This is a genomic window from Vibrio gelatinilyticus, assembly GCF_022836845.1.
GTDB classification, from domain to species: domain Bacteria; phylum Pseudomonadota; class Gammaproteobacteria; order Enterobacterales; family Vibrionaceae; genus Vibrio; species Vibrio gelatinilyticus.
Genome location: NZ_JAJNNZ010000012.1, coordinates 86,183 through 97,861 on the forward strand (window position 1 = coordinate 86,183; position 11,679 = coordinate 97,861).

Annotated in this window: 13 protein-coding genes; 8 read left to right on the forward strand and 5 right to left on the reverse strand. The window is 44.8% G+C overall.

Annotation, left to right across the window (positions count from 1 at the left end; translation table 11 throughout):
• Nucleotides 1-12: 12 nt before the first annotated feature.
• Genes pilB through yacG form a run of 6 tightly spaced genes read left to right on the forward strand, consistent with a single transcriptional unit; the run spans nt 13 to nt 5,475 of the window.
• Nucleotides 13-1,698 carry a type IV-A pilus assembly ATPase PilB gene (pilB, locus tag LNL84_RS14500; protein ID WP_244358283.1) on the forward strand — a complete coding sequence of 562 codons (1,686 nt, stop codon included), beginning with the start codon at nt 13-15 and terminating at the stop codon, nt 1,696-1,698.
• Nucleotides 1,699-1,727: 29 nt separating this feature from the next.
• On the forward strand, nt 1,728-2,957 hold the full coding sequence (locus tag LNL84_RS14505; protein WP_425244312.1) for a type II secretion system F family protein: 1,230 nt from the start codon (nt 1,728-1,730) through the stop codon (nt 2,955-2,957).
• Between the two features lie 44 nt (nt 2,958-3,001).
• The gene (locus tag LNL84_RS14510) at nt 3,002-3,871 is read left to right on the forward strand and encodes a prepilin peptidase (protein ID WP_279611043.1); all 870 of its coding nucleotides are present in this window, start codon (nt 3,002-3,004) and stop codon (nt 3,869-3,871) included.
• A 4-nt stretch (nt 3,872-3,875) separates the two neighbouring features.
• Entirely contained in the window at nt 3,876-4,484 is a 609-nt protein-coding gene (gene coaE / locus LNL84_RS14515; protein WP_244358286.1) for a dephospho-CoA kinase, read from the forward strand.
• A gap of 32 nt (nt 4,485-4,516) precedes the next feature.
• Nucleotides 4,517-5,257, forward strand: a complete 741-nt coding sequence (zapD, locus tag LNL84_RS14520) for a cell division protein ZapD (protein ID WP_244358287.1) — start codon at nt 4,517-4,519, stop codon at nt 5,255-5,257.
• A gap of 23 nt (nt 5,258-5,280) precedes the next feature.
• Nucleotides 5,281-5,475 carry a DNA gyrase inhibitor YacG gene (yacG, locus tag LNL84_RS14525; protein ID WP_244358288.1) on the forward strand — a complete coding sequence of 65 codons (195 nt, stop codon included), beginning with the start codon at nt 5,281-5,283 and terminating at the stop codon, nt 5,473-5,475.
• A gap of 250 nt (nt 5,476-5,725) precedes the next feature.
• On the opposite strand, the gene rplS is transcribed toward yacG, so the two are convergent.
• The 5 genes from rplS to ffh all read right to left on the reverse strand — a co-directional run bounded on the left by rplS (nt 5,726) and on the right by ffh (nt 9,322).
• The gene (rplS, locus tag LNL84_RS14530; protein ID WP_244358289.1) at nt 5,726-6,079 is read right to left on the reverse strand and encodes a 50S ribosomal protein L19; all 354 of its coding nucleotides are present in this window, start codon (nt 6,077-6,079) and stop codon (nt 5,726-5,728) included.
• Nucleotides 6,080-6,127: 48 nt separating this feature from the next.
• Nucleotides 6,128-6,877: a tRNA (guanosine(37)-N1)-methyltransferase TrmD gene (gene trmD / locus LNL84_RS14535; protein WP_244358290.1), complete on the reverse strand. Its 750-nt coding sequence runs from the start codon at nt 6,875-6,877 to the stop codon at nt 6,128-6,130.
• 42 nt (nt 6,878-6,919) lie between these two features.
• Nucleotides 6,920-7,474 (reverse strand): ribosome maturation factor RimM, encoded by a 555-nt coding sequence (rimM, locus tag LNL84_RS14540; RefSeq protein ID WP_244358291.1) that lies wholly within the window; start codon nt 7,472-7,474, stop codon nt 6,920-6,922.
• A 20-nt stretch (nt 7,475-7,494) separates the two neighbouring features.
• Nucleotides 7,495-7,743, reverse strand: coding sequence for a 30S ribosomal protein S16 (rpsP, locus tag LNL84_RS14545; RefSeq protein ID WP_244358292.1), 249 nt, complete (start codon nt 7,741-7,743; stop codon nt 7,495-7,497).
• 196 nt (nt 7,744-7,939) lie between these two features.
• Nucleotides 7,940-9,322 carry a signal recognition particle protein gene (gene ffh, locus LNL84_RS14550; protein ID WP_244358293.1) on the reverse strand — a complete coding sequence of 461 codons (1,383 nt, stop codon included), beginning with the start codon at nt 9,320-9,322 and terminating at the stop codon, nt 7,940-7,942.
• A 169-nt stretch (nt 9,323-9,491) separates the two neighbouring features.
• On the opposite strand from ffh, the gene LNL84_RS14555 reads away from it, so the two are divergent.
• Entirely contained in the window at nt 9,492-10,286 is a 795-nt protein-coding gene (locus LNL84_RS14555) for a cytochrome C assembly family protein (protein ID WP_244358294.1), read from the forward strand.
• Between the two features lie 106 nt (nt 10,287-10,392).
• A complete protein-coding gene (locus LNL84_RS14560; RefSeq protein WP_244358295.1) occupies nt 10,393-11,655 on the forward strand; it encodes an HlyC/CorC family transporter in 1,263 nt (420 codons plus the stop codon).
• Nucleotides 11,656-11,679: the final 24 nt, after the last annotated feature.

The window sequence follows — 11,679 nt, forward strand, 5'->3', positions numbered from 1 at the left end:
CTAAGCGTAAATATGAGCCCTCTTAGCGCCGTTTTACGGCAAGCGAAAGTGATTAGCGTGTCGCAACAAAGCACCATTGATGAACTCACCACTTCCGCCAATCGTTCTGTCATTGAAAGCATCATTGAATTGGGGATATTGAGCAGTGGCGAGCTTTTTCAAACGCTCACTTTGCTGTTCGGCCTTGAGCATATCGAATTAGCGCAATCTGACTATCAATCACTCTGTCAGCGCTTTGGCCTGCGCGAGCTCATTGTCCGCTACCATGCATTGCCTGTGCGCTTAGCCGATGGGAGACTCACCGTTGTCGTTGGCGATCCGACTGTGCAGGACATTGAAAACGACTTTCGTTTTGCCAGTGGTTACCATGTCGATCTCGCTCTCGCCAATCCTAGCGACATTCGCGGCGCCATACGCCACCTCTATGGTGAATCAAGCGGATCAGCAGACAACCAACCGTTAGAACTAACGGAAGATGATCTCGCGTCACTGGTAACGCTCACTGAAGGTGAGCTCGAATCCAGTGACGACCTGAGTATCGATGACTCCCCGGTGAGCCGTTTTATTTACCAGGTACTTGTTGATGCCGTAAGAAAAAAAGCCTCTGATATCCACTTTGAGCCCTATGAAAACCAATATCGAATTCGACTACGATGTGATGGAATTCTGATTGAATCGCATCACCCTGCAAGCCGGTTAAGTCGACGCCTCTCCTCACGGTTGAAAATCTTGGCAAAGCTCGATATTGCCGAACGACGCATCCCTCAGGACGGCCGCATCAAACTCGCCATTTCAGACTTGAAAACCATTGATCTTCGTGTATCAACCTTACCGACGATCTGGGGAGAAAAGGTTGTGCTGAGGATCCTTGATGGTGGTGCTGTTAATCTCGACATCGATCAACTTGGTTACAACGTAAATCAGAAAAAACGTTACCTTGACGCTCTCAAACAGCCCCAAGGCATGATATTAATGACAGGGCCTACGGGGAGCGGTAAAACCGTGTCACTTTATAGCGGCCTCAAGATCCTAAACAATGCTCAGCGTAATATTTCTACCGCTGAAGATCCTGTTGAGATTCATTTAGATGGCATAAATCAAGTACAGCTCAACAATAAGATTGGCTTTGGCTTTGCCGAAGCGCTCCGCGCTTTTCTACGACAGGATCCTGATGTGGTGATGGTTGGTGAGATCCGTGATAAGCAAACCGCCGAAATTGCAGTAAAAGCCTCTCAAACCGGCCACTTAGTACTATCAACATTGCACACTAACTCGGCGGCAGAAAGCATCATTCGTCTCAAAAACATGGACGTGGAGCCTTATAACCTCGTGTCATCACTGTCGCTCATTATCGCCCAGAGACTGGTGCGTACTCTTTGCGTACATTGCAAGCAACCCGAAACGCAGCTTGAGCCCATAAAAAACGTCTTTGAAAATCTGAGTCATGACACGATTTATCGCGCCAACAACCAAGGCTGCAATCAATGTACTTATGGTTATGCTGGCAGGGTTGGAATATACGAAGTGCTGCCCTTTACCCAAACCATTGCCAACGCCGTTATGGAAGAACACAGCATCTCTGATATAGAAGCTCTTGCCGTAAGCCAAGGGATGCAAACTCTCAAACAGTCTGGGTTAGAAAAAATGCATTTGGGAGTGACAAGTTTTGAAGAGTTGCAGCGCGTACTTTATTGCTAGTCACCGAATGAACTAAAGGAGTCGCGTCGATCATGGTCAAGGTACCTAAACATCAATTACACACTTTTCGCTGGAAAGGCTTAGATGCGAGTGGCAAAAAGATCTCTGGCAAGTCGATGGCTTTCGAATCTGTCGAGGTTCGCGATAGCTTGCAAAAGCAAAGCATACAGATCATTAGAATTACTCGCCAAAGTGTTTCCAGTCTTGCCAAATTGAGACACAAGATCAATCGTCAAGACATCACTTTTCTGACGCGTCAGTTTGCAACTCTTTTGAATACTGGCATTCCACTTATAGAGGCCATTAATCTGATTCGAAACAACAACCCAAAGGCTGAAATGAAGTCAGTGTTACTGATGCTGTGCAAAAGCGTAGAGTCCGGTGTATCGATATCCAAAGCATTGCAAGCAGCATCCCCTCATTTCGATGGTTTCTACGTGGATATGATTGCAACTGGTGAAGCCTCTGGCAATTTAGCGCAAGTGTTTGAGCGGCTAGCCTACTACAGAGAAAAACAGCAAGCGCTGCGCTCAAAAGTGATTAAGGCCATGATCTACCCTGCTATGGTGTTGATCACTTCAATACTCGTCGGTTTGATGATGATGACCCAGGTTATTCCGGAATTTGAAGCGATGTTTAAGGGATTTGGTGCCTCACTTCCCTGGTTTACTGAACTGATCATCGATATCTCGCACACTCTAAAGCGCCACACTGGCAGCGCTGCTTTAACGATAATGTTAATGGTGTTACTACTTACCGTAATGAGAAAGAAAAGCACCACAGTTCAATTAAAGCTCAGTCGGCTCGCCCTTGCTTCCCCGATTGTTGGTGAGATCCTTGCTAAAGCCTCAATCGCCAAATTCTGTCGCACACTGGCCACCAGCTTCAGTTCTGGGATCCCGATACTTGTCAGCATTCAAGCCAGTGCTAAAACAGCCGACAATTACCATTATCAGCAATCTATTTTGGCCATTCATTCCGATGTCGTTGCAGGCATGCCAATCCACAATGCCATGAGAAACACCAAAACATTTCCTGAGTTAGTAGTGCAAATGATCTTGATTGGCGAAGAAACAGGCAATCTTGATGACATGCTGAACCAGATAGCCGATATTTACGAATTTGAGGTCGACGATAAAGTCGATAACCTTGGCAAGATCATCGAGCCGTTGATCATACTATTTCTTGGCGTATTCATTGGTGGATTAGTGATTGCGATGTATTTGCCTATCTTTAACCTAATGTCTGTAATAAGCTAGTATTACAGTTAACTCACTGATTTTTTGGCTTTATGACTTCACTTATGGAACTGTTTTACTTCTATCCATGGCTGTTCCCCACTCTGGCAACGATTTTTGCACTGATCATTGGCAGCTTTCTCAATGTGGTGATTCACCGCCTACCGATAATGATGGAGCGAGAATGGCGTCAAGAGTGTGCAGAGGCCTTTCCAGACAGCCAGCTTAGCGTAAACAAAGAGCGCTTTAATATTGCCGTTCCGCGCTCAAGGTGCCCTAACTGCGAAACCCCACTTCGGGTGTTGGACAATATTCCCATTGTCAGCTGGTTGTGGCTGAAAGGACAGTGTCGCTATTGCCATCAAAGCATCTCGGCTCGCTACCCACTGGTTGAAACCTTAACCGCGTCGCTTTGCTTAATTGTTAGCTTGAAAATGGGCGTTAGTGGCTACAGCGTGGCACTGCTGTTTTTTACCTTTACCCTAATATCTGCTGCGTTTATCGACATCGACACCATGTTCTTACCCGATCTGCTCACCTTACCTTTAATGTGGGCTGGTATCGCACTTTCATTACTGTCCATTTCTCCAGTCACCTTAGTTGACTCTGTGATTGGTGCTATGTGCGGTTATTTAAGTTTGTGGTTAGTCTACTGGGGATTTAAGTTGCTTACCGGCAAAGAAGGCATGGGGTATGGGGATTTCAAATTGCTTGCAGCACTAGGAGCATGGCTCGGCTGGCAACAATTACCGTTAATCATTCTGTTTTCTTCTGTTATTGGTGTTGTATTTGGTGTTATTCAACTTAGAATGCAACGCAAAGGCGTCAGCAAGCCATTTCCCTTTGGTCCCTACCTTGCAATCGCGGGTTGGTTGGGCGCGTTATGGGGAGATGAACTCATCCATTATTATTTATTTACCATAGTAAGGACCTAACACCATGTCTCTTGTCGTTGCCATCACCGGAGGAATTGCCAGCGGCAAAACCACCGTGGCGAATTTGTTTCATCAACATTTTGGGATTCATTTGGTTGATGCCGATGTCGTCGCAAGGCAAGTTGTTGAACCGGGAACACAAGGTCTTACTCAAATTGTCGAGCACTTCGGGAGGTCTATCTTAAACCCAGATGGCACACTCGATCGCGCCGCACTACGAAAAAAGATTTTCAGCAACAGTCAGGACAAGGAATGGATCAACAACTTATTGCATCCACTAATTCGTCAGGAGATGCAGCACCAGTTGCAACTTTCCACATCTCCCTACAGTTTACTGGTAGTGCCACTACTGGTTGAGAATGATCTTCAGCACATGGCAAATCGAGTTTTAGTGGTTGATGTTAGTGAGCAAACTCAAATTAACCGAACAATGACAAGAGACAGGGTGCCTGAGTCTCAAGTGCGTTCTATACTCAAAGCACAAGCAGAACGTGAGGCTCGACTTGCTCACGCCGATGATGTGATTAACAATGACGCAGAAGGTGCTCAACTTTTGTCCCAAATCACAAAATTGCATCAAAAGTACCTAGCATTGTGCAGTGAAAATCGGTGAAAATAGCGTAGAAGCGTATTAAGGCTAGCTAAATGATCAAAAATAGATTCGAACACCCTCTTAACGAAAAAACACGTATCTATCTAAGAGTTGAATCTCTATTGAGACAGCTTCAGTTTTCTTCGTCTTTTGCGGACAATCATCAGTATCAACTGTTCTTGAAGTCCTTATTTGATTTACTTGAGATCTTCGATCAGATCCAACTGAAAAGTGAACTGGCAAAAGATCTTGAGAAACAGCGTCAAACATATCGTGCCTGGCTCGATGTTGAAGACGTTGATCAAAACATGCTTGGGAAAATTCTCGATGATCTCAACGAGGTTCATCGCAATCTAATGGCCGCAGAGCGCTTTGGTCAGTCACTAAAAGAAGATCGTTTCTTAAGCGCTATTCGCCAACGCTTTGGTTTGCCCGGTGGAGCATGCTGTTTTGACCTTCCTGCATTGCACTACTGGTTACACCTACCATTAGAAACTCGAATTAAAGATGCTTCTCAATGGCTAGACACTCTTAAACCTCTTATTAATGCCTTAAACCTTTGGCTAAAACTAACACGAGAGACTGGACGTTTTGTTCCTAAAATAGGCCGAACTGGCTTTTTCCAAAGTGATGCCGAAGATGCCAGTATTCTTCGCCTGAGCATTCCGATGGAGTATGGTGTCTATCCTATGATCTCGGGTCATAAAAATAGATTTGCGATAAAGTTTATCTCATTTGAAACCGGGCAAGCCTTTCCTTATGATGTCGAGTTCGAACTCGCCATTTGTAGTTAATATAATTAGGAAATTGATAATCCATGACCAAGCTAACCATCGTCCCGTGCCCACAATGTAAGCAAGATGTCGAATGGAGTGACAAAAGCCCATATCGTCCATTTTGCTCGAAACAATGTCAGATGATTGATTTTGGTGAGTGGGCCGATGAAGAAAATAGCATTGCAGGTGCTCCAGATATGTCTGACAGCGATGGCTGGTCTGAAGATAATTACTAGTCCCTACACTTAAGAGCAAAACTTCGCTCTCCCTAAAGCTTACTTCTGAAGATACACATCCCTATCAAGTTGGACATCATCCCTGCACAGGTAGGGATGTTATCGACGTAATCACCAAGCCTTAAGTAGATTCCTGCCTGCGCAGGAATAGCGTACTGTTATCTTTTTCCACTTTCCAAAGTGATTCACACATAAAAAAACGGAGCCCGTATGGGCTCCGTTTTCATTTGAGAACGCTAGCAAAATAGCATTACTTCTTAGCAAGTTTCTCTTTGATACGAGCTGACTTACCAGAACGCTCACGTAGGTAGTACAACTTGGCACGACGTACTGCACCACGGCGTTTAACTTCGATGCTATCAACCATTGGAGAGTGAGTTTGGAACGTACGCTCAACACCTTCACCGTTCGAGATTTTACGAACAGTAAATGCTGAATGAAGACCACGGTTACGAATACCGATCACAACACCTTCGAACGCCTGTAGACGCTCACGGTCACCTTCTTTTACTTTAACCTGAACTACAACAGTGTCACCTGGTGCAAATTTAGGTAGGTCTGATTTCATTTGCTCTTCTTCAAGAGCCTTGATGATGTTACTCATGTTTTAAATTCCTAGAATAAACTGATACTAAAATAAATAGGTTACTGCTTACTTTTCACCAGAGCGATGCTCTTTAATGAATTCGGCCAGTAATTGTTCCTGTTCGTCAGTCAGAGCTAGGTTTTCCAGGAGTTCTGGTCTTCTTAGCCAAGTACGGCCCAGCGATTGTTTTTCTCGCCAGTGACGAATTCCTTTGTGATTTCCAGATTTCAGTACCGTTGGTACTTCGAGTCCATCTAACACTTCAGGGCGCGTATAGTGTGGGCAATCTAATAAACCATTGGCAAAAGAGTCTTCTTCTGCTGACGCCATATCTCCGAGAACACCCGGAACAAACCGAGAGACCGAATCTATAAGTGTCATGGCTGGGATTTCTCCCCCCGTCATCACAAAATCCCCAATTGACCATTCTTCGTCAACCTCGGTTTGGATGATACGCTCATCTACTCCTTCGTAGCGGCCACAAATCAACACTAAGCTTTCATTGTGAGCCAACTCTTCCACACCTTGTTGGTCGAGCTTGCGACCTTGAGGTGATAGGTAGATGACTTTCGTCTTTCCTGGTGAGGCTTGTTTTGCTGCGTGAATGGCATCGCGCAAAGGCTGAACCATCATCAACATCCCAGGACCACCACCATAAGGCCTATCATCAACAGTGTGATGTTTGTCGTGAGTGAAATCACGAGGATTCCATGTCTCTATCGACAAAAGACCTTTTTTTACCGCTTGACCTGTTACTCCATAGTCAGTAACAGAACGGAACATTTCAGGAAACAGGCTAATTACGCCAACCCACATCTGTTCTCTCGCTCTATAAGGTGTTACCGAAAATAAAGTAAATTAGAATCCAGGATCCCAGTCAACTTCGATCCGTTGAGCTTCGCGATCAACTTTTTTGATCACTTGCTCTTCAAGGTACGGTATCAACCGTTCCTTTTGTCCAAAAGCATCTTTTAGATTTGCTTTCACAACCAAAACATCATTCGAGCCAGTTTCTAACACGTCCGAGACTTCACCTAAGTTGTAGCCCTTCGTGGTAAAAACCTGCATACCGAACAATTCACGCCAGTAGAATTCATCTTCTGACAATTCTGGTAGTGATGCTGGGTCGATAGCGATTTCAAAGTTAGTTAGTAGGTGAGCGTCCTCGCGAACCTCTAGCCCTTCTAATTTACACACCATACCTTTGTTATGGCGTTTCCAACTCTCAACTTTCTTTTCTACCCACTCGCCCTTGTGCTTAATAAACCAAGGTCGATAATCAAATAGGCTTTCGGGATTGTCTGTATAGGAGAACACTTTAAGCCAGCCACGAATGCCATAAGTAGCACCAAACTTACCTACAACAATTTTTTCGTCTTGCTCACTCATTGGTTCTTTACCTTTCATCGACATACTGCTTTCTAAACTAATAATTAAGCCGCTTTTTGAGCGTCTTTAACTAGCTTAGCTACACGGTCAGATACAGAAGCACCTTGGCTAACCCAGTGGTTAACGCGGTCTAGGTCTAGACGTAGACCTTCTTCTTGACCAGTAGCAGTAGGGTTAAAGAAACCCACTTTCTCGATGAAACGGCCAGTTGCAGCGTTGCGGCTATCCGCTACTACGATTTGATAGAATGGACGCTTCTTAGCGCCGTGACGTGCCAAACGAATGGTTACCATATCGTCCTCTTTTGCTTTCTCAATAATAAAAATGACCTCAGAGTTTCTCTAGTGAGCAACATGAGGTCTCGTGCCAAAATAAAGCCCCGGAATTTTACTCTTATTCCGGGGCATTGCAAGGGGTTTAGCTATTTTTTCACCAGTTGGTGAATAGAACGTTTACTGTGAGCCAGTTAACAGATTGAAAACTAACTTTCTATCGCCCAAATGGATTGAATCCGCCACCGCCGCCCATGCCACCCATCATACCCTGCATGTTTCGCATCATGCCGCGCATGCCACCTTTTTGCATTTTCTTCATCATCTTTTGCATTTGGGTGAACTGCTTGAGTAAACGGTTAACGTCTTGAACTTGAGTGCCAGAACCCGCAGCAATGCGCTTTTTACGAGAACCTTTAATAAGCTCAGGGCGTTTACGCTCTTTCATGGTCATAGAGCTTATGATCGCTTCCATTTGTTTGAAAACTTTGTCATCAACTTTATCTTTAACATTGTCAGGTAGGTTAGACATGCCAGGAAGCTTGTCCATCATGCCCATCATGCCGCCCATGTTTTGCATCTGACCAAGTTGTTCGCGGAAGTCTTCAAGGTCAAAGCCTTTCTTCTCCTTGAACTTCTTCGCCATTTTCTCAGCTTTCTCTGTATCGACATTGCGCTGCAAATCTTCGATCAAAGAAAGCACATCGCCCATACCTAAAATACGAGAGGCCACACGCTCTGGGTGGAACGGTTCTAAAGCATCGGTTTTCTCACCGACGCCTAAGAATTTAATAGGCTTTCCTGTAATGTGGCGTACAGACAATGCCGCACCACCACGGGCATCACCATCAACCTTAGTTAGGATCACACCGGTCAGCGGCAGTGCATCGCCAAAGGCTTTTGCGGTGTTGGCCGCATCTTGACCTGTCATAGCGTCAACAACGAACAGAGTTTCTACCGGAGTAATGGCTGAATGCAGATCTTTGATCTCATTCATCATTTCATGGTCAACCGCTAGGCGACCTGCAGTATCGACAATCAATACGTCATAAAACTTTTTCTTAGCGTGATCGATAGCGCTGTTAGCAATATCAATTGGTTTTTGATCAGCTGACGAAGGGAAGAAGTCGACACCGATATCACCAGCTAACGTTTCTAGCTGTTTGATCGCCGCTGGGCGATAAACGTCGGCAGAAACCACCAGCACTTTCTTCTTCTCACGCTCATGCAATAACTTAGAGAGCTTACCAACACTGGTTGTCTTACCCGCACCCTGTAGACCAGCCATTAAGATCACAGCTGGAGGCTGAGCCGCCAAATCAAGAGCCTCGTTCGAAGCGCCCATAACCGCTTCAAGTTCAGACTGGACAATCTTGATGAATTCTTGGCCCGGTGTGAGTGATTTTGATACTTCTACACCAACGGCGCGCTCTTTAACACCTTTAATAAAATCACGAATAACCGGCAAAGCCACGTCGGCCTCGAGCAGCGCCATACGCACTTCACGAAGGGTTTCCTTGATGTTGTCTTCGGTCAAACGACCTTTACCGCTGATGTTTTTCAGCGTTTTGGATAAACGATCCGATAAATTTTCAAACATATCTGTCTCTTCGCTCAAATCTGCGATCAATTAGGCTGAGTATACCTTAGCCAGAACAGAGAGTCATATTCTACTCTCAATGTCATTCAATAGTTTTGCATCGACCATAGCTCATTGGTCCGATGCAGGGTATAATTCGTTAATTAAGCAACCGATTTTGTTAGGAATAATGGACAATATAATTGCAATTGCCGCTGTAATTTTGTACGCAACCTCTATCGCTACAATTATCCCAGGCCTAGTACAACATATTGGAATTCGAGCTAAAACGGTTTTCATCAGTGCCGCTTTGGCACTGTTATTCCATGCTTGGCTACTCAGTGACTTAATATTGGAAGGCTCTGGGCAAAACCTTAGCATTCTTAATGTCGCCTCACTAATTAGCTTTATTATCTCGGTCGTGATGAGTGTCGCGATGCTTAAAACACGCATCTGGTTCCTATTACCAGTGGTGTATAGCTTCTCTGCCATTAATCTCGCTGTAGCGACATTTGTACCGAATACCTTCATCACTCATTTAGAACACAATCCAGAACTATTGCTGCACATTTCATTGGCGCTGTTTTCCTATTCAACCTTATCCATCGGCGCACTCTATGCGATCCAGCTGGCTTGGTTGGATCACAAGCTAAAAAGCAAGAAAGCGCTCACCATTAACCCTAACCTCCCTCCTTTAATGATGGTGGAGAGGCAACTTTTCAAGATTATCTTGATCGGAACAGCCTTACTGACCCTAACGCTCGCCACTGGCTTTGTGTTTGTACAAGATATGTTTGCTCAAGGAAAGGCTCACAAAGCCATCCTGTCTTTTATTGCATGGGTCATTTATAGCGTGTTGCTGTGGGGACACTATCAGAAAGGCTGGAGAGGCACCCGGGTCACCTGGTTCGCCATCGCTGGCGCGACATTACTAACGCTGGCCTACTTTGGTAGCCGCTTCGTTAAAGAAATTATATTGACCTAACTAACAGTGCTGTTCGGTGCTGCTCTCTAGTGCAAAAGTCTCATTGACAACAACGACAACATTGTACATAAATTAACCTGTTACTATTAAAAGGAATTAACTCGCTTTGGAAGACATCTCCACCGCTATATTATTTGCCATACTAGCTGGTCTTATTATTATTTCAGGCTACTTTTCTGGTTCAGAGACAGGGATGATGTCTTTGAACCGATATCGACTCAAACACCTTTCAAAAACCGGTCACAAAGGGGCTAGGCGGGTAGAAAAACTGCTTAGTCGCCCAGATCGCCTTATCGGTCTTATTCTGATCGGGAACAACTTGGTGAATATTCTCGCTTCAGCGATTGCGACCGTTTTGGGCTTGCGTCTCTATGGCGACATCGGAGTGGCAATTGCCACTGGCGCTTTAACGCTAGTTATTCTTGTGTTCGCCGAGGTCACGCCAAAAACTTTGGCCTCGTTATATCCAGAAAAAGTTTCGTTTACCAGTAGCATATTGCTCACGTTACTGATGAAGTTGCTGTCGCCTTTGGTGGTATTAGTGAACTTCATTACCAATGGTTTTATTCGCCTCTTAGGTATCAAAGTCGATCATAATGGTGATGATCACCTCAGTTCAGATGAACTGCGCACCGTAGTAAATGAAGCTGGCACTTTAATTCCCAAACGTCACCAGGATATGTTGATTTCTATCTTAGATCTCGAGCATGTGACGGTCAACGACATCATGATCCCTCGTAACGAGATCGCCGGGATCAATATCAACGACGACTGGAAATCCATTGTCCGCCAACTGACTCACTCGGCACACGGTCGAGTCGTACTTTATCGCGATCAAATAGATGAAGTGGTTGGCATGTTGAGGTTGCGTGAATCCTATCGCTTAATGCTCGAAAAAAATGAGTTTAATAAAGAAACCTTACTGCGCTCGGCAGATGAAGTTTACTTTATTCCCGAAGGCACGCCGTTAAATATCCAGATGCTGAAGTTTCAGCGCAACAAAGAGCGTATTGGGTTAATCGTTGATGAGTATGGTGATATTGTTGGTCTGGTAACTCTCGAAGATATCCTTGAAGAGATCATCGGTGAATTCACCACCTCTATTGCCCCTAGCCTTTCTGAAGAAATTACACCGCAAGGTGATGGTAGCTTCCTTATTGAGGGGAGTGCCAATATTCGAGATATTAATAAAGGCTTAAAGTGGAGCTTGCCTACTGATGGGCCACGTACACTTAACGGTCTGATACTCGAATATCTCGAAGAGATCCCAGAAAGCCACCTCAGCATCAAAGTTGCAAAGCATCAGATGGAAATTGTTGAGCTTGAAGAGAATCGCATTAAAATGGTCAAAGTTTTCCCAAAGCGTTAAGCAATACCTTATCGTAATGTTAAA